The following is a 21,120-nucleotide window of genomic DNA, read 5'->3' as shown; positions in this document are numbered from 1 at the left end:
AACAATTCAATATCGATGAAATAGCAATAATAGGATTTTATTATCTTACACCGTTGCCTAGACTGTGTTCCGTCCGACCAGGTTTCGGCGCGAATCGGAAACCGAATCGGCCCTCACAAGAAGGATCGCACGATGAAACCTTCTCCCCGCACACAGTTCTTCCGCTTCGCAATGCTTGCACTGCCTTTTGTGGGTCCGGCAATGGCTGCTGAAACGCGCCTCGCGCCCCCACTCGAAGGCACCTGGACGCTGGCCTACGCCGACCTGCTGCATGCGGACGGCAGGCGCGATCACGATTACGGCAACGCACCCAAGGGACTGCTGCAGATCGATCACGCGGGGCACTACTCGATGCTGATCTTCAGTACGGCGAGGCCGAAGTTTGCGGCCGGCGAGAAGAGCCTAGGCACCGCGGACGAATTCCGCGCGGCCGCACTCGGTACGAGCTCGCATTTCGGCACGATCAGCGTCGATGCGGTTGCGCATACGCTGACGCTGCACATCGACGGCGCGACCTATCCGAATTGGGAGGGCACGACGCAGGTGCGAAAGTACGAACTCGACGGCGATTTGTTGAGCTACAAAGTGCCGCCGCGCGCAAATGGTGACGTGCCGATCAGCGGCTGGAAGCGTCTGCGCGGCAAGTGAGTCGTGCGCAGGCTGCGCAGCGGGCGTGTCAAAAAGGGAAGCCGCCCAGTCGAAGGGCGGCTTTTTTTGCATGAAGAGAATCTCCGGGTAGAAATTCCTTGCAAAGCGATGTCGTCACTCGTAAGATATATCTTAATTCGATATATCGGAATGCCTGCCGATGTTCTCCTCCCGCCGCTTCCGTCATCGCCTGCAAGGGCGCTGGCACGATCGCCAAAGCGGCGGCGGTTATACGCGTGGGCCGAAGATGTTCGACGCTGGCGCGTTGCGCTACATCGTGCTGCAGCTGATCGCGGAACGGCCGCGTCACGGTTACGAGATCATCAAGGAGATCGAGGAACGCGTCGGCGGCGGCTATGCGCCGAGTCCCGGTGCGATCTATCCGCTGCTCGCGTTGCTCGAGGATTTGGGCCATGTCGAGGTCACGGCGGACGGCAACAAGAAACTGCATAGCATCACACTTGACGGCCGCGCCTTCCTCAAGCAGAACCGCGCCTTCGTCGATGCGATTTTCATGCGCATGGGCGCGGGCTGTGGCGATGAGCGTGACGGCATCGTCGCGATTCGCGCGGCAATGCATGAGATCAAGGACCTGCTGCGCGCGCAGGCGCAAACCGAGCTCTCCGCGGAAAAAATGAAGAAGATCGTCGCGATTCTCGACCGCGCCGCGGCCGAGATCCGCAAACTCCCCTGAATAAATAGACAAACGAATATGAACACTCAAACTCCTCCGGCCGCGCAGCCGGGCCTGCTCGCGCCTGCGCGCGAACGCGGCCTGCTCTGGCTGCTCGCGCTGATCCAATTCACCGTCATCATGGACTTCATGGTCATGATGCCGCTCGGTCCGCAGATCATGCAGGCCTTCGCCATCGGCCCCGCCGGCTTCGCCGCGGCGGTATCGGCCTATGCCTGGTGCTCGGGTCTGACCGGCTTGTTCGCCGCGACCTACATCGATCGCTTCGACCGGCGCAGGTTGTTGCTCGTCGTATTCAGCTTGTTTGCGCTGTCCAATCTCGGCTGTGCGCTCGCCTCGAACTTCCATCTGCTGCTGTTCGCGCGCGCATTCGCCGGCGTGACCGCCGGTGTGCTCGGGCCGATGGTCCTCGCCGTGATCGGCGATGTAATTCCCGAATCGCGCCGCGGCACCGCAATGGGCGTGGTAATGACCTCGTTCTCGCTCGCCTCGATCGCCGGCGTGCCGGCCGGCGTTGCGCTCGGCGCCCACTTCGGCTGGCAGGCGGCGTTCGTGCTGTTGACCGTGCTCTGCGTGGCCATCTTGCTCGCGGCGATACGACTCGTGCCCTCGCTGACCGCGCATCTGGCGAAGACACCGCCGCCGTTCACGCAAGTCGTGCCGAATCTGCTGCGCCTGATCGGCAAGCCTGCGCATCTGCGCGCGTTCGCGCTGACTTTGTCCGTGGTCGCTTCGAACATGATCGTGATCCCGTTCATCTCGCCGGTGCTCGTCGCCAATCACGGCGTCGCGCCCGACCAGATCGCGTGGATCTACATTGCCGGCGGCCTCTGCACGCTGTTCACTGCACGTGCGATCGGCAAGCTCGCCGACCGCTACGGCAAGGTGCGCGTGTTCCGCTGGGTTGCCGGGTTCTCGATCCTGCCGCTGCTGTTCATCACCCATCTGCCGGCGCTGCCGTTCATCGCGATTGTCGCGTTCTTCCCGTTCTTCATGGTCGCGGCATCGGGCCGCTTCATTCCGATGCAGGCGCTGCTTACGACCGTGCCCGAGCCCGCACAACGCGGCGCGTTCATGAGCATCGCGACCGCGATACAGTCGCTCGGCGTGGGCCTGGGTTCGTGGGTCGGCGGCATGCTGCTCGACATCGGTCCGGGCAATACCCTCGTCGGCTACGAGACGAACGGCTGGATCGGGGCCGCGCTGACCGTGTTCGCGATGTTCTGGATCGCCCGCGTCGGCCACCCCGAGTCGCCGCGTGTGGCGGCGCCTGTGGTGCCCGCCGAGGCTGAGTCCTGAGCGTCCCCGCCCTACGCTACGGCCCGTATTTCACGGCGCAGCCGTACGGCTCCGATGTCTTCACGCTGATCGGCTTGCCGGCTTTCAGTTCGGCGAGTGCCTGCGGCACGTACTGAGTTGCCTTGGCAAGATCGTCCTTGTCCGTGCTCGCGATCGAATCGATGCCGCCCATGTAGCGCAGCGTGCCGCCGGCGTCGACGATGTACATGTGCGGCGTCGTCTTCGCGCCGTAGAGATGGCCGACCTTGCCATCGCCGTCGAACAGGTACGCACTCGGCGCGGCGTGGTACTGGGCGACGAACGCCTGCGCGCCCGCGTTGTCGAGATGGCCTTGCTTGCCGCTCGCACCCGAGTTGATCGTCAGCCAGACGACGCCTTCTTTCGTCGCGTCGGCCTGTTGCTTGGGAATGTTGCCGCTCGAGTAGTGTTTCTGCACGAACGGGCAGCCCGGATTGTTCCATTCGAGCACGACGGTCTTGCCCTTGTATTGCGAAAGCGTCTGCGTCTTGCCGTTCGCATCGGGTAGCGAGAAATCCGGTGCGGCGCTGCCGACCGTGACGGCAGCGAACGCGCCGGAACTGACGACGGCCGCGGTGAAGGCGGCGAGGATGGAGATGCGCAAAGACATGGTCGGTGTCTCCTCTAGCGGTGCGTAGTGGAAGGTTCTGTGGAGTCCGCATGCAGCAGCCAGCTGCGCGCGCTGCGGTCGAGCAGCACGAGATCGAATGGCTTCGGCATGGTGGTGAAATAGTCACTCTTGGCGAAGCTAATCACGAGTTCGCCGTTGCGTGTTTCGATATGCGGCGGCGCGTTGGCGACGACGCGGGTTTGCACCGGGAACACATCGTGCGGGGCGGCAGGCAGATCCGTGCCGCGCACGGCGATCTCAATGCGGCCGCCGGCGAGTCTGATTTGCGCAGGCCACGGCGCGGGTTGCGGCTGCGCCGTGTACGCATCGGTGAAGAGTTGGCGATAGGGCGCATCCGCAGCGGTTTGCGCGATCGGCAGGTCGAGAACCAGCGTCGCCTTGCCGGGGATGCACTCCTCGTGGCAAACAAGCCACTTCGCCTCGAGCGCAAGATGCGCTCGCGTGCCGATGGCGGCGTCCGCCGGCACCTTGATCGGCACCGGTAGCAGTGCTTCGCCGTCGTAACCGAAATTGGTCAGCTCGCCGAGATCGAATCGCTTCGGCGCCGGCCAGGCGATGCCGCCGGCGGCGTAGCCCGCGGGCAGCGTCCAGGCAAGCTTGGTCGGTAGGCCGGAATCGCCGGGGTTGATCCAGTACGTGTGCCACTGCGGTGCATGTTTGAGCCGCAGGCCGAGCCATGCCGTCTGCCCGGGCACGAGTGCGTCGCGTGCGCCGACGAGTTCGACTTCGAGATGCTCGTCCGCGACCGCCGTCGCGTGTGCGATGGACACGGTAAGGAGCGAAGCAAACGCAGCGGCGAAAATTCGCATGACGGGCAAGACGACCGGCAAAACCGCGAACGGCTTGCGCACGCTAGCATCGCGGGCGTTAGCTTGGCGTAAGCGACGCGAGCGGCAGCGAGCGACCCTCGTGTGCCGAGCGTTGTGCCGTCTCGATTACGTTCATCACGGCAAGCGCTTCGTCGGGCGTGACCGGATTGGGGCCGAGTCCGCGCAGGGCGCGCTCGATGGCGACGTAATACTGTTGCTGATCGCCGCGTGGCGCGGGAATGCTGCGCGGCGCAGCGCCGCCGTCATGGTACACAAACATGTCGGGATCGATCCCCCAAGCATCCGCGCCAGGCACGACGCCGGCTTTGAGTTGGGCTTCCTGTTGATCCGTGTCGCGCTTGATCAAGCTGCCGCGCTCGCCGTGCACGATGAAGCGCGGGCTGCCGCCGGCGACGAGCATGCTCGCATGCAGAATCACGCGCAGACCGCCGGCATAGTCGAGCACCACGTGCGCCCAGTCGTCGCTGAGCGCACCGGTGCGCTGGCGTGCGAAATTCGCCTGCACGCGCTCGGGCAGGCCGAACAACTGCAGCGCTTGATCGATCAGATGCGGGCCGAGATCGAACCACAGGCCCCCGCCCGGTCCCGCACCTTCGCGCCAGCGTGCACGCACCTCGGGGCGAAAGCGATCGATATGCGATTCGAAATGCGTGACGCGGCCGAGCAGGCCGTCGGCGATCGCCTGTTTTACACCGAGGAAATCGCTGTCCCAGCGGCGGTTGTGGAAAACCGAAAGCAGACGATCGTTCTCGCGCGCGGCGGCGATGACGGCGCGCGCTTCGTCGAGATCGAGCGCGAAGGGCTTGTCGACGACGACGTGCTTGCCAGCACGCAACGCGGCTCGGGCGAGCGGCGCGTGTGTGTCGTTCGGTGAGGCGATGACGACGAGATCGATATCGTTGTGCGCGACAAGCGTCTGCGCATCTGCAATGACTTCGACCTGCGGCCAGTCGGCGTGCACTTTCGCCGCATCGCTCGACGCGACGCAGGCGAGTTTCAAGCCCGGCGTTGCCGCGATCAGCGGCGCGTGAAAAGTCTTGCCGGCATAGCCGTAGCCGATCAGGCCGACGCGAATGGGAGAGGAAGACATCGCAGGTGAGAATATCGAAGGCTTGCGAGTGTAAGGCGAACCCCGGCGAAGCAGCCAGCGCCGCTCACTGCGCGCGCGTGTCGGTAAGGGCCAGCACCGAATCGAGCCACTCGACCCAATGCCGCACCGGCACCGCTGCCGCTGCTTCGAGATGCGCGAGGCAGCCGATGTTGGCCGAGAGAATCATCGCCGGGCGGCCGCGCTGCAGGTTTTCGAGTTTGCGCTCGCGCAGTCGCTGTGAGAATTCCGGCTGCAGGATCGAATAGGTCCCGGCCGAGCCGCAGCACAGATGCGATTCGGCGAAGGGGACGAGTTCGGCGCCGAACGCCGCCAGCATGTTTTCGACTGCGCCGGTGACTTTTTGCGCGTGCTGCAACGTGCACGGCGGATGGAAGACGACGCGGCGCAGCGTTTCCGGCAGCGTCGCCGGTTTGCGCAGACCCAGCGCACCCAGCAGCGGCGGCAGAAATTCGGCGAGATCACGCGTCGCCGCGGCGATGCGCTGCGCCTTGTCGGCGTACGTCGAATCATCGCGCAGCAGATGCGCGTAGTCCTTGACCATTGCGCTGCAGCCCGAAGCGTTGATGACGATCGCTTCGACACCGCCGTCGAGAAGCGGCAGCCAGGCATCGATGTTGTGCCGAGCGCGCGCCTGCGCGGCCGCGTGGGCGTCGAGATGAAAATCGATCGCGCCGCAGCAGCCGGAGTTCGGCGCGACGACGGCTTCGATGTCACAGGCATCGAGCACGCGCGCGGTCGCCGCGTCGATGCTTGGCATCAATGCCGGCTGCACGCAGCCATTGAGCAGCAGCACCTTGCGTGCATGTGTCGCGCGCGGCCACGCGCCGGCAGCGCGCGCAGATGGGAGTTTGCCGCGCAGCGTCGGCGGCACAAGGCGATGCAATGCGCGGCCGATGCGCACCGCAGAATTGAACAACCCTTGCCGGGTCAGTGCAAAGCGCAAAAAATTTCGTTGCCAACGTTGCATCGCGGGCCGCGTCACGCGTTCGGTGACCGCCGCGCGGCCGATATCGAGCAGACGCCCATAGCGCACGCCGGACGGGCACGTCGTCTCGCAGTTGCGGCAGGTCAGGCAGCGGTCGAGATGCAGCTGTGTCGACGCTCCCGGTGCCTCGCCTTCGAGCACGCGCTTGATCTGGTAGATGCGTCCGCGCGGGCCGTCGAGTTCGTCGCCGGTGAGTTGATAGGTCGGGCAGGTCGCGTTGCAGAAGCCGCAATGCACGCAGGCGCGCAGGATCGATTCGGCCTCGATGCCGTCGGGCGTGCGTTTGATCCGCTCGGCGAGATGCGCTTCCATACTCAGAACTCCGCGCTCAGGCGGCCGCGATTGAAGATGCCGTGCGGATCGAACTGGCGCTTGAGGCGTTTGTGCAGTTCGAGCTGGATCGGCGACAGCGGATGGAACATCGATGCCGCGCGCGCGCCACGCCAGAGCATCGCCGTGCCGCCGAGTTGCGAAGCCGTCGCGCGAATCTCCGCCGCCGGTGCCTCGCTGCGCAGCCAGCGCAGCGCGCCGGACCATTCGATCAGATCGCCGCCGGAAATATCGATCGGCGCCGTGGCAGGCAGCGACAAACGCCACAGCGGCTGGTTGTCATCGCGGAAAAATCCGTAAGTCTGATCGCGCAAACCAAGCCACCACGTCCGCGCGTCCGCATCGTTCAACGGCGCGCCGCCGAGCGTCGCACGCGCCGCGTGCAGGGCGCTCGGCGATCCCGACAGGCGCACCGTTGCCGCGCCGTCGTGCCAGGCGGTGGCGGTGATCGGCAGCGGTTGTGCGCGCCAGCGGTGAAACGTCGCCAGCGCATCCGCGATATCGGCATCGAAGCGCAAGCTGATTTCCTCGCGCGGACGCGGCAGCACTTTGAGCGACACCTGCGCGATCAGACCGAGCACGCCGAGCGAACCGCAGAGCAGGCGTGAGACGTCGAAGCCGGCAACGTTTTTCATCACCTGGCCGCCGAAACGCAGCAATTCGCCTTGCGCATCGACGAGATGCGCGCCAAGGACGAAGTCGCGCGCGGCGCCGGCATAGGCGCGACGCGGTCCGGACAGGCCCGCGGCGACCGCGCCGCCGATCGTCGTGTCGTCGCCGAATGCGGGTGGCTCGAACGGCAAACACTGGCCGTGCTGTGCGAGTGTGGCTTCGATCTCGGCAAGCGGCGTTCCACAGCGCGCAGTGATGACGAGTTCGGACGGTTCGTAGTCGATGATGCCGACATGGCCGCGCGTGTCGAGCACTTCGCCGGCCAGCGCTTCGCCGTAGAAATCCTTGCTGCCGCCGCCGCGCAGGCGCAACGGCGCGCGTGCCGCATTGGCGGCGAGGATGCGTTCGCGCAGTTCGATGAGCGAGGTTTCCATCGACATCAGAACCGCGGCAGGTCGGCAAACGGAAGCTGGCCGTCGTGCACGTGCATGCGGCCAAATTCGGCGCAGCGATGCAAGGTCGGAATCGCCTTGCCAGGATTGAGCAGGCCGTCGGCATCGAAGGCGCGCTTGATCGCGAAAAACGCTTCGCGCTCGCTTGGCGTGAACTGCACGCACATCGAGCCGATCTTCTCGATGCCGACGCCGTGCTCGCCGGTGATCGTGCCGCCGAGCGCGACGCAGAGCGCGAGGATGTCGGCGCCGAAGCGATCGGCGCGGTCCCACTCGCCTTCCTGGTGCGCGTCGAACAGGATCAGCGGATGCAGGTTGCCATCGCCGGCATGGAACACATTCATGCAGCGCAAGGCATATTTTTTTTCCATCTCCTCGATCGCGCGCAGCATGCGGCCGAGGTGCTTGCGTGGGATCGTGCCGTCCATGCAGTAATAGTCGGGCGAGATGCGCCCGGCTGCAGGGAACGCGTTCTTGCGTCCCGACCAGAAGCGCAGGCGCTCGGCCTCCGACTGCGAGACCACGCACCCGGTCGAACCGGCGGCTTTGAGTACGCGCTCGATCTCGGCGACTTCATCAGCGACTTCGCCGGCCGTGCCGTCGCTTTCTGCGAGCAGGATCGCCTCTGCGCCGAGGTCATAGCCTGCCTGCACGAACGGCTCGACCGCGACTGTGGCCTTGCGATCCATCATCTCCAGACCCGCCGGAATGATTCCTGCCGCGATGATCGCGGCGACTGCATCGCCCGCCTTGGCCACGTCGTCGAACGAGGCCATGACGACCTGTGCGACGCTGGGTTTCGGGATCAGCCGCAGGGTCACTTCGGTGACGACCACAAGCAAGCCTTCCGAACCGATGGCGAGCGCGAGCAGGTCGAGCCCGGGTGTGTCGAGCGCGCCGCCGCCGAGCACGATTTCTTCACCTTCGATCGTGTAGCCGCGCAGGCCGAGCACGTTATGCACGGTCAGCCCGTATTTCAGGCAATGCACGCCGCCGGAATTTTCCGCGACATTGCCACCGATCGAGCAGGCGATTTGCGACGACGGATCGGGCGCGTAGTACAGACCGAACGGTGCTGCTGCTTCGGACACGGCGAGATTGCGCACGCCCGGTTCGACGCGTGCGGTGCAGGCGATCGGATCGAGCTCGAGGATGCGGTTCAATTTCGCCAGCGACAATACGAGGCCATCCGCGCACGGCATCGCGCCGCCAGACAGTCCCGTGCCCGCGCCGCGCGCGACGACAGGCATCTGCAAGGCATGGCAGACGCGCAGCACCTCGCGCACTTGCGCTGCGGTTTTCGGCAACGCAACCGCGAGCGGCATTTGCCGGAAAGCGGAAAGTCCGTCGCATTCGAATGGTGCAGTCTGCTCTGTGTCGCATAACAAGCAATTGACAGGCAATGCGTCGCCCAGCGCGCGCCGAAGTTCGGCGCGTCGCGCGTCGGTGGCCGGGGGCGGTATGCGGGCATCGCTGGCGGACATGTCCGCATGCTAACGCCGAAAGATCAGGGGTGACACCCAGCGTGCCGAAAACAGGCCAGGGTGACAATGCTGCGCGGGAGGAGTATATCCCCCACGGCGGAGCGGCCGTGGCAACGACGGCGCCGCAAAAAAACAAAAATATGTTTTGTGGGTATCGTCCAACACGGGAGGCTGCATGTTTACGCAGGTGATCGATCCGCTGGGCAATCTGACCCTGACTTGCCTGGTCGCGCTGATTCCGGTGGTGTTCCTGCTCGTCCTGCTCGCTGTATTCCGCGCGCCGGCGTGGATCGCGGTGATGGCCGGCTCGCTGGTCACCTTTCTGCTCGCGATGTGGGTTTGGCGCATGCCGTTCGACGTCGGCTCGCAGGCCTTCCTCAATGGTGCAGCGACCGGCATGTGGAACGTCAACTGGATTACGTTCTGGGGCCTGATCCTGTTCAATACCTTGTCGCTGACCGGCCTGTTCGAGAATTTCCGGCGCTGGCTGATCGCGCAGGGCAGTGCCGACGTGCGCGTGCAGACGATGCTGTTCGCCTGGGCCTTCGGCGCCCTGCTCGAAGGCCTCGTCGGCTTTGGCTATCCGTGGGCCGTGGTCGCGCCGATCCTGATTTCGCTCGGCATCTCCGACCTCAACGCGATCCGCGTTGCGGCGATCGCGAACAACGCGCCGGTGTCGTACGGCGCGCTCGGCGCGCCGATCATCGGCCTCGCCGCGGTCACCGGCTATCCGCTGCTCGCGCTGTCGGGTTCGATCGGCTCGGTCGTCGCCGTGCTCGCCCTGCTGCCGCCGTGGGTGCTGCTGTACCTCGTCTCCGGTCGTGCCGGCATGTGGAGCGCATGGCCGCTCGCAGTCGTGGGATCGCTCGGCTACATCCTCGGCCAGTATCCGGTCGCGGTCTACATGGGGCCGTACCTGCCCGACGTGACCGGATCGATCGTCTGTTTCGCTGCGCTGCTCTTGCTGCTCAAATTCTGGCAGCCGAGCGCGATCCTCGGCTACGGCGGCGTGCCGCTCGACGCGGCTGCGCTCGCGCAACACAAGCGCGATCACGGCCTGAGTCCGGGCGAAGTCGTGCAGGCATGGCTGCCGTTCGCGATTTTGCTCGTCGTCGTCGCGCTGTGGACCGGACCCTGGTCGCCGCTGCCGAAGGTGAGCTGGTTCAAGACCGCGGCGATGGCCTGCGCGGCGGGGTCTGCCTGCACAGCGGCCAAGCCCGACGTCAGCGCGGTGTTCAACTTCGCGCCATGGGTCGGCGGCACGGCGATCCTGGTCGCATGGGCGCTGGTTGCGGCATGGCTGTTCGCGATCGGCAAGCTCACCGGCGACCTGCTCGGCCAGGTCTTCCGCAAGACCTTCACCCAGATGTGGGGAGCGCTGCTGGTCGGCGTGTTCATCTTCGGGCTGGCCTACGTGTTCAACTTCTCCGGCATGGCGGCGTCTCTGGCGAAAGGCTTCGCCTCACTCGGCACCGCCTTCATCGTGGTCGCGCCGATCCTCGGCTTCATCGGCGTCGCGCTGTCGGGCTCGAACACCTCGACGAACGCGATGTTCGGCAAATTCCAGGCGCTGGTCGGCGCGCAGCTCGGCTTGCCACCGCTGCTGCTGCCGACGCTGAATTCGGTCGGCGCGGAAATCGGCAAACCGATAGCGCCGCAGACTGCAAGCGTGGGCGTGTCGACGAGCCGTTTCGTGCGCAAGGAAGGCGATGTGATCCGCCACAACATGGGCTGGACCTTCGTCCTGCTCGCCTATCTGATCGTGATCGCGGTGGCGTTCCACTTCCTGCAGCCGGCGAGCATGACGTTGCCGGCGCCGTAAGGAATCTCTGCTTAACCGTAACGAGCGAGCGCAGTAGGTTAATCAGGGCTTCCGTGGCTCAGGCAAAACGCAGCACGAACGCATGGTCGCCGTTAGCGGCCACGTTTTCCTCGAGTCGCCAGCCCCAGCGTTCGCAGACACGGCGGATCATACCGAGGCCAAGCGCGTGCTCGCGCACGTCGAGCGACGCGGCCTCGGCGGTCGCGGGCGGTCCTTCGTGGACGATGCGCACGGCGTCCGGCGTGACCGCGACGCGCAGCACGCCGCCGTCGGCGAACTGCGTCACCGCGCGCAGCAGATTGCCGAGGATCACGCGCAATACTTTCTGCGGCGCGGCAACCGCGACATTCGCCATGCCTTCGTGTTGCAGGCCGAGATGTTTTTCGTTGAGCGCATCGCGGCGCTCGGCGAGCAGGCTGCGCACGAGTTCGTCGAGATCGGGCGTGCGGCCTTCGTTCGCGTCCGACTCGTCGCTGCGCGCGAGCACAAGCAGGGCATCGAGCAGGTCGCGCAGCTCGTCGGCGCCGCGCTGCATGCGTTTGAGCCGGGTCACGATCGCCGCACCGCATTGGCCGGAGTCGAGCAGCACCTCGATCGCGCCGCGGATCACCGCGAGCGGCGTGCGCAGCTCGTGGCTGGCATCGGCGGTGAAGGTGCGCTCGCGGCGCACATAGCCATAGAGTTTTTCCTGGTAGTTGTCGAAGGCGAGCGCGAGTGCGCCGACCTCGTCCTCGGCGAAACCGGGCGAGAGTTTCTCCGCGCCGCGCCGCGAGGGTTCGAGCACCTCGACGCGGCGGGCGAGACGGCGCACCGGCTCGATCGCGCGTCCAGCCCAGAACCACCCGAGCCAGGCGGACAAGATCGTGCCGAAGACCACCAGTGCGATCAGGTCGCGTGTCCAGCGGCGCTCGCGCACGCCTTCCATGCCCATGTCGAGCACGATGTATAGGCGCCGGCCGTCGGCGGTCGCATGCACCGCGACATAGCGGTGCGGGTCGCTGTCCCCGATCTCGTACGGGTCCCCGGGTTGGAGAGCGGCCAGCTCGACAGGTGGCGCCTCATTACCCTTTGCGCCGCTGAGGAAGATGCGGAAATGCGCCGAATGCGTGTGCGGCAACGCGCCGAATTCGGCGTAGCGCTGGACGATGTACTCGCCTTCCACGCGCAGCATTTCGCGCGCGACGCGGCCGACGTAGGCAGCGGAAAAGTGCAGCGAGATGAATGCGAGGCAGGCGCTGACGACGAGGCCGAGCAGGGCAAAGGTGAGAGCGACGCGCGTGCGCAGGCTGAGCTTGAAGGGCATGCCGATAGGCTGCGGCTTCGCCCGTGCAAAAGCAATCACCGCTTACAGCTCGAAACCTGTTCTCAAAACGTAGCGAGCGAAGAGAATTTGCGCGTCGCCGGAGCGCAGGAACCGGAGTGTACGTAGAAGTACATGAGGATTCCGAGCACCGCCGGCGCGCAAATTATCGAGCGCAGTAGTTTTGAGGACAGGTTCAAGCGTCCGCCTGCTCGGCGATGCGATATCCGAAGCCGTGCACGGTGTGCAACAGGTGAGTCTTGAACGGCCGGTCGATCGCCGCGCGCAGCACCGACAGGTGCGTGTGCAAGGTGGCGATGTCGCCGGCGCCATCTCCCCAGAGCGCGTGCGCGAGATCGTTGTGGCGCACGAGATTGGGCGATTTGCGCATCAGCGTTTCGAGCAGGACGAGGCCGGCGCGCGTGAGTGTCAGCCGCTCGCCCGCGCGTTCCACCGTGTAGTCGAGCGGATCGAGCATGAGGTCGGCGACATGGAGACGATCGCCGTGCTGCATGCGTCCGCGCCGGTGCAGCGCGCGGATGCGCGCTTCGAGTTCCTTCATCGCGAACGGCTTCACTACGTAGTCGTCGGCACCCTCGGCGAAGCCGGTGAGCTTGTCCTGCAAGGTGTCGCGCGCGGTCAGCATCAGCACGGGCGTGTCGCGGTTGGCGCGACGCAGCGCGCGGCACAGATCGATGCCGTCGAGCTTGGGCAGGCCAAGGTCGAGGATGATCGCGTCGTAGCCGCCTTCGAGCGCCATGCGCAGGCCGTTCACGCCGTCGGCGGCATGATCCATGACGAAGCCGCGCAACTCCAGGAAATCCCAGATATTCGCCGCGATGTCGCGTTGGTCCTCGATCAACAGGATGCGCAAACGGGTGCCTTTTCCCGACTCTTCGGCGACGAGTTTCCGCTGTCCCATCTTAAGCCCCTCTAAAAAAGCAGGAAGAGAACACTTTAAGCAGTGCGGCCAGGGCCGCTTCTTGATTCTCGTAATCAGGGAAGAGCGCAGAAAAGCCGATCACAAAAGCAGCGTCCCCTGCTTGGTTTCGATGCGGCCTTCGCCGGCCATGACCTTCTTGAACTCGCTGCGGCTGACCGAAACGTAGCGGTCGTTGCCGCCGATCTCGACCTGCGGGCCGTCGATGACCGCGTGGCCGTGCTCGTCCACGCGCACGACCATCGTCGCCTTCTTGCCGGTGTGGCAGATCGTCTTGATTTCGACCAGGTTGTCGGCCCAGGCGAGCAGGTACTGGCTGCCTTCGAACAACTCGCCGCGAAAATCCGTGCGCAGGCCGTAACTCAACACCGGAATTTTCAGCCGGTCGACGATTTCGGTCAGTTGCCACACCTGCGCCTTCGACAGGAATTGCGCTTCGTCGACGAGTACGCAATGCAACGGTCCATGGGCGGCGATGTCGTCCTGGGTCATGTGTAGAAGATCGTCGTTGCGCGCAAAGATCCAGCCGTCGGCCTTGAGCCCAATGCGCGAGGCGACGACCCCATCTCCGTAGCGATTGTCGAGCTTCGGCGTGAAGATCAGCGTGCGCATGCCGCGCTCGTGATAGTTGTGCGCGCTTTGCAACAAGGTTGTCGTCTTGCCGGCGTTCATCGCCGAATAATAGAAGTAAAGTTTGGCCATGGGCGCTCCAAAACAGCAGGGTGCATCCTAATCCGAGTCGGCGGCGAGAAGAACCATTCGTCGCGGATGGCGTTGCAATCGGGCGAGTCCTGGCTTGCGAAACCCGTTGCAACGACCCATCTTGGCGATGCGCCGCACAGCCTCCCAGCGGCGCGCTAGGATGATGTTCATGTTCGACGGCACGGCAGCAATACCCGATCCGATGACAGCGCCGGGTACGGCGCTGGCGGACTTTGTGCGCGCGTATCCGCGTCTGTTCGTGCTCACCGGCGCAGGCATCAGCACCGCCTCGGGCATTCCCGACTACCGCGACCTCGACGGCGGCTGGAAGCGGCGGCCGCCGGTGACCTATCAGGCCTTCGTCGCCGATGCGGCGACACGAGCGCGCTACTGGGCGCGCAGCCTGATCGGTTGGCGGCGTTTCGGCAGCGCGCGGCCGAACCAGGCACACGCCGCGCTCGCCCGCCTCGAAAACGACGGCCGCATCGAGGCGCTGGTGACGCAGAACGTCGACGGCCTGCACCAAAGCGCCGGCAGCCGCGCGGTCATCGATCTGCATGGCCGGCTTGACGAAGTGCGTTGCCTACAGTGCGAGCGCCGGATTCCGCGCGAGGCATTCCAGCGCGAACTCGAAGCGCGCAATCCGGCATGGCGTGAACTTGACGCGCTCGCCGCGCCCGACGGCGACGCCGATCTCGACGGCATGGACTTCACGAGCTTCGACGTGCCCGCCTGCACGGCTTGCGGCGGCATGCTCAAGCCCGATGTCGTGTTCTTCGGTGAGAACGTGCCGCGCGAGCGCGTCGAGAAGGCTTGGGCGCATCTCGCGGCCAGCGATGCGATGCTCGTGGTCGGCTCGTCGCTAATGGTTTATTCGGGCTTCCGCTTTGCGCGAGAGGCGGCGCGAAGCGGCAAACCGATCGCCGCGATCAATCGGGGACGCACGCGCGCTGACGATTTGTTCGCGTTGAAAGTCGAAGGCGACTGCGCGGAAGTTCTGTTGTTAATTTAAAGAGCGCGGTCAAGGATGACCATTTTTTGACTTTCGCGATCTTGGACGAGCGCACAAGGCCAGCTGTCAAGCTGCCGCAAACGGGAATATCCCGGCACAATTGACGGCCTGATGAGCTTGAATCCCCAACAACGCGCCGCGATCGAGTACGGCGACGGGCCTTTGCTCGTGCTTGCCGGCGCAGGCTCGGGCAAGACGCGCGTGATCACCGAGAAGATCGCCTATCTGGTCGCGAGAAAAAATCTCGCGCCGGCGAAGATCGCCGCAATCACGTTCACCAACAAGGCCGCGCGCGAGATGCGCGAGCGTGCGGCGAAACTGATCAAGGGCGAGGCGGCCGAGCAACTCACGATCAGCACGTTCCATGCGCTCGGCCTGAAGTTCCTGCAGATCGAGCACGCCAAGCTCGGCCTCAAGCGCGGATTTTCCGTGCTCGACGCGGACGACGCCGGCGCGATCATCAAGGAGTTGCTGCCCGCGGCGACCAAGCCCGACCAATTGTTCGCACTGCGCAATCTCGTCTCGGCGGCGAAGAACGAGGGCCTCGCGCCCGAAGCCGCGCTCGAACGCGCGCGCAGCGCGCGCGAGCACGAGGCCGCGACCTTGTACGTGAACTACCAACGCCGTCTTGCTGCATTCAACGCGGTCGATTTCGACGACCTGATCCGCCTGCCGCTGAGTCTGCTCGAAAGCGACGAGAATGTGCGCAGTGCCTGGCAGGAACGCATTCGCTACCTGCTTGTCGATGAATACCAGGACACGAATACGGCGCAATATCGCCTGCTGAAAGCGCTTGCCGGCGAGCGCGGTGCGCTGACCTGCGTCGGCGACGATGATCAGTCGATCTACGGCTGGCGCGGCGCGAATGCGGACAATCTCGACCAGCTCGGCCGCGACTACCCGAAGCTGCGCGTGATCAAGCTCGAACAGAACTACCGTTGCACCAAGCGCATCCTGCGCGCGGCGAACGCGCTGATCCGGCACAACCCGCACGTGCACGAGAAAAGTTTGTGGAGCGAGCATGCCGAGGGCGCGCCGATCCGCGTGCTCGAATGCCGCGACGACGAGCACGAGGCTGAGCGTGTCGCTTCCGGCATCGCCCATCTGGCGCAGAAGCACAAGGCGGCGTGGAGCGAATTCGCGATCTTATATCGCGGCAATCATCAATCGCGCGCGCTGGAAAAGGCACTGCGCCTCGCGCAGGTGCCGTATCACCTGACCGGGGGTACGGCGTTCCTCGACCGCGCCGAAGTCAAGGATGTGCTCGCTTACCTGCGCCTGATCGTCAATCCGGACGACGATGCGGCGTTCGTGCGCATTGCCAACATCCCGCGTCGCGACATCGGCGCGACGACGCTGGAAAAACTCGGCGAACTCGCACAGGCGCGGCATTCCTCGATGCTGCGCGCGACCAACAGCGACAGCGTGCTCAAGCAGCTCGCGGCGCGCTCGGCGTCGGCGTTGGCCGGTTTCGCCGCGCTGACGCACGAGCTCGAAACCGCGGCGCACACCTTGTCCGCGGCGGATCTTGTCGATGAGGTGATCCGGCGTACGCGTTATCTGGAGCATCTCGAAGCCGAAACGCGCGACCAGGCCGTGCGCGGCCGGCGCGTCGAGAACCTGCGCGAACTCGGCGATTGGTTCCGCGCCATGCAGAAAGGGGACTCACGCGTCGGCGATCTCGCCGCGCAGCTCGCGCTGCTCACGTACGCCGATCGCGAGGACGCGGGCAATGCGGTGCGCTTGATGACCCTGCATTCGGCCAAGGGACTGGAGTTTCGCTTCGTCAACATCGTCGGCGTCGAGGAAGGCAAGCTGCCGCACGAGGCCGGCATCGACGAAGGCCGTACCGAGGAAGAACGGCGCCTGATGTACGTCGGCATCACGCGCGCGCGCGAAAGCCTGTGTCTGTCCTATGCGGCGCGCTCGCGTCGCTACGGCGAGATCGTGCGCAATGAACCGAGCCGATTTCTCGCCGAACTGCCGGCAGGCGACCTGCATCGCGACGGTTTGGACGAAGCGGCCGACGCCGAGGCGAAAAAAGAACTCGCCTCCTCACATATCGCGCGGCTAGCGAGCCTGCTCGCCGACTGATTCAGAAGACATTCTGAAGCTGAACAAACTCTAAATTCAATGACTTAGCATATATAAGCTAAGGTATTGCATTAGCTATGTCATTTAAGTATATTCTGCCATGAGCGTTTAACCGTGCTCAAAGCATACGGCGATTACCAGACAACGAGCCTCATACAACGCCCCGATTGCCGTAGGAACACCGCAAACAACAAGAAACGGTTCCCGCTGGCGAACGGCCAGCACTCTGCCGGACGACCCTGAGTCGTCCGATTTTTTTGCGGGTCTGTTTTTTTACGGTCGTTCCTGATCGCGAAATCAAAGCGACCGTCGTTGGCAGCGCTTCGGGTTACCTGTGCATTCGTCCTTGGATGCAAAAATCAAAAGCGGCCATCCTTGGCCGCACTTCTCAACAAAATCCCCTTTTTTCCAACTTACCCATTAGGGTATTTCTTGCCAAGCGCGATGCGGCTCACTACAGTCGCCGCACTTTTCCACTCACTCTGGGGAACCCCATGTCCGTCATCTTGAAACGCACTGCGCTGCTGCTTGCGCTCGCCGCTGCCGTCGCTGCTTGCGGCAAGAAAGAAGAAACTGCCACCGCGCCCGCGACCCCGGCGCCTGCAGCGGTTCCGACGGTGACGCCGGATGCGGCCGTGCTAGCTTCGGTGCGCGCACTGCGCGGCAACGATATCAACGCCTTCCTCACCGCCGCGCTGCCGGCCGGCGAAGTCGCCAAGATCAAGGGCGACTGGGCGAAGAAGATGACCGAAGACCCGATCACCGACGAGGATCGCAAGAAGTTCGCCGACCAGATGGCCAAGCTGACGGCACCGGGCGCGGAGGACAAGCTGTTCGCCGAAGCCGAGCCGCAGTTGAAGAAACTCGAGGCGCAGGCTGCGCAGATTCCGATGATGATCGCGATGGGCCAGGGCTTCCTGCAGAGCGCGATCCAGCAGAACCAGGACCTGACCGAAGAGCAGAAGAAGCAGTCTTCCGCACTGGTTGATGCCGCGGCGAAATGGGCGCAGGGCGTGAAGTTCACCGATCCGGCGCTGGCCAAGGCCGCGATCGCCGCGGTGTGCAAGACCGCGCGCGACCTCAATTTCAAATCACTCGACGAAGTGCGCGCGCTCAACTACGACCAGGGCATGGTCAAGGCCGGAATCGCGTTGGCCGGGGTCAAGCAAGTGGCCGGCTCCTACGGCCTCAAGATCGACGAGTGGCTCGACTCGGTCAAGACCGAAACGGTCAGCACGACAGGCGATGCGGCCAAGGTCAAGGTCGCCTATTCCGCGTTCGGCCAGCCGTTCACGACCGAGAGCGAACTGGTCAAGGTCGACGGCAAGTGGTACGGCAAGCAGGCGATAGAAAAGTGGCAGAAGGAGCAGGCGGCCGAGGCCGCGGCCGCGGCGAATCCGCAGTCCAAGCCCGAAGCCGCGCCGGCGCCGGCGAACAAGTAAGCTCGCTTGCGGCGAATGACGGCGCTTGCGGGCGCCGTCATCATTGACTTCGGGCATCCTGCCCTTTGCCGCTACGCGGCCGGTTGCGCCGTCCGCGCCGATCCTGCGGCGTAGTGCGCCATAACAGCCGTTTCGCGCGCGCTTGCGTACAATTCCCGACATGAACGATCAATCCGGTTCGTTTCCGCCGGTCACCGCCAGACCGCAGGCGCCGTGGTGGTTGCGCGCGCTCGGCGCGCTGGCTGAGCCGTGGCTCAAGATTCATCGCGATCCGGCCGATCCGCGCGCCAGCCTCGATCCTGCGGTGCCGGTCTGCTACGTGATCGAGCGCTACGGTCTGTCCGATACTTTGATCTTGGAGCAGGCCTGCCGCGAGGCGGGCTTGCCCGAACCGCTGCGACCGTTCGACATCGCCGGCCTGTCCAAGCAGCGTGCGATGTTCGCGCTGTCGCGGCGCGACGGCTGGTGGTTCCAGAAACCGCGTTCGAAGACGCATTCGCAGACGCTCGCCCAGCTGCTCGAAGCGGTGCGCGCGCATCCCGACATCGACGTGCAACTGGTGCCGGTGGCGATCTTCGTCGGCCGCGCGCCCGACCGCGAGTCGGGCTGGTTCCGCGTGCTGTTCTCGGAAAACTGGAACGTGGTTGGCCGCTTCCGCCGCCTGCTTGCGCTGCTGCTCAACGGGCGCAGCACGATCGCGCATTTCGCCGCGCCCGTATCGCTGCGCGCGGTGATCGCGGGCGAGCGCGACGCGCCGAACACGCTGCGCAAGGTGTCGCGCGTGCTGCGCGTGCACTTCCAGCGCCAGCGCGCAGTTGTCATCGGTCCCGACCTCTCGCACCGGCGCACGCTGATCGATGCGGTGATCAACGCTGCGCCCGTGCAGGCGGCGATCGCGACTGCGGCAAGCAAGGAAAATGTCGACAAGGACGCCGCGACGGCCAAGGCGCGCGCGATGGCCTGGGAGATCGCCGCCGACCAGTCGCATCCGGTCGTGCGTTCGGCCTCCAGTTTGTTGACCGGGTTATGGGACAAGATTTATTCCGGCGTGCGCATGCACCACTTCGACAAGCTGCGCGCGATCGCGCCAGGCCACGAAGTCATCTACGTGCCGTGCCATCGCAGCCACATCGACTACCTGTTGCTGTCCTACCTGCTCTACCGCAACGGCATCGCGCCGCCGCACATTGCCGGCGGTGTGAACCTCAACCTGCCGCTCCTCGGTTCGTTCCTGCGCCGCGGCGGTGCGTTCTTCATGCGCCGCAGTTTCAGCGATCCGCTGTACTCGACCGTGTTCCGCGAATACATGAGCCAGTTGTTCGCGCGCGGCGTGTCGATCGAATACTTCGTCGAGGGCGGGCGCTCGCGTACCGGTCGCACGTTGACGCCGCGTGGAGGCCTGCTGTCGATGACGCTGCGCAGCTTCTTGCGCGAGTCGCAGCGGCCGGTGGTGTTCCAGCCGGTCTACATCGGTTACGAGCGCATCATGGAAGGCGACTCTTATATCGGCGAGCTGTCGGGCAAACCGAAGGAAAAGGAGTCGTGGTTTCAGTTGCTGCGCGCGCTTGGCAAGCTGCGCGAGAACTACGGCCAGGTCGCGGTCAACTTCGGTGAGCCGATCTTCCTCGCGCCGTTGCTCGACAGCGTCGATGCCGATTGGCGTGCGGCGACGGCCGATCCCGACGCGAAGCCGGCCTGGCTCAAGCCAGCAGTCGACGCACTCGCCGAGCGCATCGCCGTCGACATCAATCGCGCGGTCGACGTCAATCCGATCAATCTGATCGCGCTCGTTTTGCTGGCAACGCCGAAGCATGCGATGGCGGAGGCCGATCTGCTCGCGCAGATCGACCTGACCCGTGATCTGATCACCGCGTTGCCGTATTCCGAGCGACTCACGATCACGAGTCTTTCCGCCGCCGAAATCATCGCCTACGGCGAGAAGATGGCGGCGATCACCCGCATTACGCACCCGCTCGGCGACGTGCTCGCGAGCGAGGGCAAGGCGGCGGTGTTGCTTTCCTATTTCCGCAACAACGTGTTGCACGTCGTCGCGACGGCGGCGTGGATCGCCTGCTGCTTCCTCAACAATCGCGGCATGAAGCGTGAGCAGATCCTGCGCCTCGGCCGCGTCGTCTATCCGTTCGTGCAGGCGGAACTGTTCCTGCCGTGGAGCGAGGACGCATTCGCTTCGCGCCTCGATGAGACGATCGACTTCTTCGTCACGCGCGGCCTGCTCAAGGCGGATGAGTCAAGGGAAACGCTGCAGCGCGAACCGGGGCAGAGCGACGGCTCGTTCCAGTTGCGCGTGATCGCGCAGAGCTTGCTGCAGACGATCGAACGCTACTACATCGCGATCGCCGCGCTCGTGCGCAACGGGCCGAACACGCTGACCGCGACCGAGCTGGAAAATCTTTGCACGTTGACCGCGCAGCGCCTGTCGTTGCTGCAGCAGCTGAATGCGCCGGAGTTCTTCGACAAGGCGCTGTTTCGAGGCTTCATCGCCAAACTGCGCGAACGCCGCGTGATCTGGCCCGGCGCCGACGGCAAGCTCGAATTTCATGCCGACCTGGAAAGCATCGTGCGCGACGCCAAGCTCATCCTGAGCCGCGAGATCCGCCACGGCATCCTCAAGTTGACGCCGGAGCGGCGCAATGCGCTGTCTTCGCCGAACGAAGAGGAAAAAACGTCGAATTGAAGGGTGCTGCCGTACACGG

Annotated in this window: 17 protein-coding genes and 1 other RNA gene; 8 read left to right on the top strand and 10 right to left on the bottom strand. The window is 64.7% G+C overall.

Translation table 11 applies throughout. From position 1 onward, the window contains the following. Positions 1-132 precede the first annotated feature (132 nt). From F455_RS0104595 to F455_RS0104585, 3 genes are all read left to right on the top strand, one after another. Entirely contained in the window at positions 133-648 is a 516-nt protein-coding gene (locus F455_RS0104595; RefSeq protein WP_157578443.1) for a lipocalin-like domain-containing protein, read from the top strand. A gap of 160 nt (positions 649-808) precedes the next feature. Continuing rightward, positions 809-1,342, top strand: coding sequence for a PadR family transcriptional regulator (locus F455_RS0104590; RefSeq protein WP_018972097.1), 534 nt, complete (start codon positions 809-811; stop codon positions 1,340-1,342). Positions 1,343-1,360: 18 nt separating this feature from the next. After that, positions 1,361-2,641: an MFS transporter gene (locus F455_RS0104585; RefSeq protein WP_018972096.1), complete on the top strand. Its 1,281-nt coding sequence runs from the start codon at positions 1,361-1,363 to the stop codon at positions 2,639-2,641. Between the two features lie 16 nt (positions 2,642-2,657). Here the strand turns inward: F455_RS0104585 and F455_RS0104580 are convergent, their stop codons facing one another. The 6 genes from F455_RS0104580 to F455_RS0104555 all read right to left on the bottom strand — a co-directional run bounded on the left by F455_RS0104580 (position 2,658) and on the right by F455_RS0104555 (position 8,935). Beyond that, on the bottom strand, positions 2,658-3,269 hold the full coding sequence (locus F455_RS0104580) for a thioredoxin family protein (protein ID WP_018972095.1): 612 nt from the start codon (positions 3,267-3,269) through the stop codon (positions 2,658-2,660). A gap of 14 nt (positions 3,270-3,283) precedes the next feature. Then, positions 3,284-4,060 (bottom strand): protein-disulfide reductase DsbD domain-containing protein, encoded by a 777-nt coding sequence (locus F455_RS19765; RefSeq protein ID WP_169337293.1) that lies wholly within the window; start codon positions 4,058-4,060, stop codon positions 3,284-3,286. Between the two features lie 97 nt (positions 4,061-4,157). Beyond that, a complete protein-coding gene (locus tag F455_RS0104570) occupies positions 4,158-5,210 on the bottom strand; it encodes an oxidoreductase (RefSeq protein ID WP_018972093.1) in 1,053 nt (350 codons plus the stop codon). A 64-nt stretch (positions 5,211-5,274) separates the two neighbouring features. Beyond that, entirely contained in the window at positions 5,275-6,528 is a 1,254-nt protein-coding gene (gene glcF, locus F455_RS0104565) for a glycolate oxidase subunit GlcF (protein ID WP_018972092.1), read from the bottom strand. 2 nt (positions 6,529-6,530) lie between these two features. Then, positions 6,531-7,592 carry a glycolate oxidase subunit GlcE gene (gene glcE / locus F455_RS0104560; RefSeq protein WP_033409243.1) on the bottom strand — a complete coding sequence of 354 codons (1,062 nt, stop codon included), beginning with the start codon at positions 7,590-7,592 and terminating at the stop codon, positions 6,531-6,533. Positions 7,593-7,597: 5 nt separating this feature from the next. Next, positions 7,598-8,935: an FAD-linked oxidase C-terminal domain-containing protein gene (locus tag F455_RS0104555; protein ID WP_018972090.1), complete on the bottom strand. Its 1,338-nt coding sequence runs from the start codon at positions 8,933-8,935 to the stop codon at positions 7,598-7,600. Positions 8,936-9,269: 334 nt separating this feature from the next. Between F455_RS0104555 and F455_RS0104550 the strand changes: the two genes are divergently transcribed. Further along, the gene (locus F455_RS0104550; RefSeq protein WP_018972089.1) at positions 9,270-10,916 is read left to right on the top strand and encodes an L-lactate permease; all 1,647 of its coding nucleotides are present in this window, start codon (positions 9,270-9,272) and stop codon (positions 10,914-10,916) included. A 58-nt stretch (positions 10,917-10,974) separates the two neighbouring features. Here the strand turns inward: F455_RS0104550 and F455_RS0104545 are convergent, their stop codons facing one another. The 4 genes from F455_RS0104545 to F455_RS0104535 all read right to left on the bottom strand — a co-directional run bounded on the left by F455_RS0104545 (position 10,975) and on the right by F455_RS0104535 (position 13,858). Further along, on the bottom strand, positions 10,975-12,219 hold the full coding sequence (locus tag F455_RS0104545) for a sensor histidine kinase (protein ID WP_018972088.1): 1,245 nt from the start codon (positions 12,217-12,219) through the stop codon (positions 10,975-10,977). 57 nt (positions 12,220-12,276) lie between these two features. Then, positions 12,277-12,353, bottom strand: a non-coding RNA gene (locus F455_RS22395) — sX9 sRNA. Positions 12,354-12,412: 59 nt separating this feature from the next. Beyond that, positions 12,413-13,138 carry a response regulator transcription factor gene (locus F455_RS0104540; protein WP_018972087.1) on the bottom strand — a complete coding sequence of 242 codons (726 nt, stop codon included), beginning with the start codon at positions 13,136-13,138 and terminating at the stop codon, positions 12,413-12,415. Positions 13,139-13,237: 99 nt separating this feature from the next. Further along, the gene (locus tag F455_RS0104535; protein WP_018972086.1) at positions 13,238-13,858 is read right to left on the bottom strand and encodes a thymidine kinase; all 621 of its coding nucleotides are present in this window, start codon (positions 13,856-13,858) and stop codon (positions 13,238-13,240) included. Between the two features lie 169 nt (positions 13,859-14,027). On the opposite strand from F455_RS0104535, the gene F455_RS0104530 reads away from it, so the two are divergent. From F455_RS0104530 to plsB, 4 genes are all read left to right on the top strand, one after another. After that, entirely contained in the window at positions 14,028-14,870 is an 843-nt protein-coding gene (locus F455_RS0104530; protein WP_157578441.1) for an NAD-dependent protein deacetylase, read from the top strand. Between the two features lie 111 nt (positions 14,871-14,981). Next, positions 14,982-16,964, top strand: a complete 1,983-nt coding sequence (locus F455_RS0104525) for a UvrD-helicase domain-containing protein (RefSeq protein ID WP_018972084.1) — start codon at positions 14,982-14,984, stop codon at positions 16,962-16,964. Positions 16,965-17,458: 494 nt separating this feature from the next. Further along, positions 17,459-18,406, top strand: a complete 948-nt coding sequence (locus tag F455_RS0104520; protein WP_018972083.1) for a hypothetical protein — start codon at positions 17,459-17,461, stop codon at positions 18,404-18,406. 160 nt (positions 18,407-18,566) lie between these two features. Continuing rightward, the gene (plsB, locus tag F455_RS19760; RefSeq protein ID WP_018972082.1) at positions 18,567-21,101 is read left to right on the top strand and encodes a glycerol-3-phosphate 1-O-acyltransferase PlsB; all 2,535 of its coding nucleotides are present in this window, start codon (positions 18,567-18,569) and stop codon (positions 21,099-21,101) included. The last annotated feature ends 19 nt before the right edge of the window (positions 21,102-21,120 follow it).

Origin of the sequence: Rudaea cellulosilytica DSM 22992 (assembly GCF_000378125.1) — a bacterium.
GTDB classification, from domain to species: domain Bacteria; phylum Pseudomonadota; class Gammaproteobacteria; order Xanthomonadales; family Rhodanobacteraceae; genus Rudaea; species Rudaea cellulosilytica.
Note: the sequence above shows the minus strand (reverse complement) of the source record. Positions and strands in the feature narration are given on the sequence as shown.

What these genes read in the sequence shown, in the direction of transcription:
- F455_RS0104595 (WP_157578443.1), top strand. Translation starts at nt 133, where the DNA reads ATGAAACCTTCTCCCCGCACACAGTTCTTCCGCTTCGCAATGCTTGCA.
- F455_RS0104590 (WP_018972097.1), top strand. Translation starts at nt 809, where the DNA reads ATGTTCTCCTCCCGCCGCTTCCGTCATCGCCTGCAAGGGCGCTGGCAC.
- F455_RS0104585 (WP_018972096.1), top strand. Translation starts at nt 1,361, where the DNA reads ATGAACACTCAAACTCCTCCGGCCGCGCAGCCGGGCCTGCTCGCGCCT.
- F455_RS0104580 (WP_018972095.1), bottom strand. Translation starts at nt 3,269, where the DNA reads ATGTCTTTGCGCATCTCCATCCTCGCCGCCTTCACCGCGGCCGTCGTC.
- F455_RS0104570 (WP_018972093.1), bottom strand. Translation starts at nt 5,210, where the DNA reads ATGTCTTCCTCTCCCATTCGCGTCGGCCTGATCGGCTACGGCTATGCC.
- glcF (WP_018972092.1), bottom strand. Translation starts at nt 6,528, where the DNA reads ATGGAAGCGCATCTCGCCGAGCGGATCAAACGCACGCCCGACGGCATC.
- glcE (WP_033409243.1), bottom strand. Translation starts at nt 7,592, where the DNA reads ATGGAAACCTCGCTCATCGAACTGCGCGAACGCATCCTCGCCGCCAAT.
- F455_RS0104555 (WP_018972090.1), bottom strand. Translation starts at nt 8,935, where the DNA reads ATGCCGCTCGCGGTTGCGTTGCCGAAAACCGCAGCGCAAGTGCGCGAG.
- F455_RS0104550 (WP_018972089.1), top strand. Translation starts at nt 9,270, where the DNA reads ATGTTTACGCAGGTGATCGATCCGCTGGGCAATCTGACCCTGACTTGC.
- F455_RS0104545 (WP_018972088.1), bottom strand. Translation starts at nt 12,219, where the DNA reads ATGCCCTTCAAGCTCAGCCTGCGCACGCGCGTCGCTCTCACCTTTGCC.
- F455_RS0104540 (WP_018972087.1), bottom strand. Translation starts at nt 13,138, where the DNA reads ATGGGACAGCGGAAACTCGTCGCCGAAGAGTCGGGAAAAGGCACCCGT.
- F455_RS0104535 (WP_018972086.1), bottom strand. Translation starts at nt 13,858, where the DNA reads ATGGCCAAACTTTACTTCTATTATTCGGCGATGAACGCCGGCAAGACG.
- F455_RS0104530 (WP_157578441.1), top strand. Translation starts at nt 14,028, where the DNA reads ATGTTCGACGGCACGGCAGCAATACCCGATCCGATGACAGCGCCGGGT.
- F455_RS0104525 (WP_018972084.1), top strand. Translation starts at nt 14,982, where the DNA reads ATGAGCTTGAATCCCCAACAACGCGCCGCGATCGAGTACGGCGACGGG.
- F455_RS0104520 (WP_018972083.1), top strand. Translation starts at nt 17,459, where the DNA reads ATGTCCGTCATCTTGAAACGCACTGCGCTGCTGCTTGCGCTCGCCGCT.
- plsB (WP_018972082.1), top strand. Translation starts at nt 18,567, where the DNA reads ATGAACGATCAATCCGGTTCGTTTCCGCCGGTCACCGCCAGACCGCAG.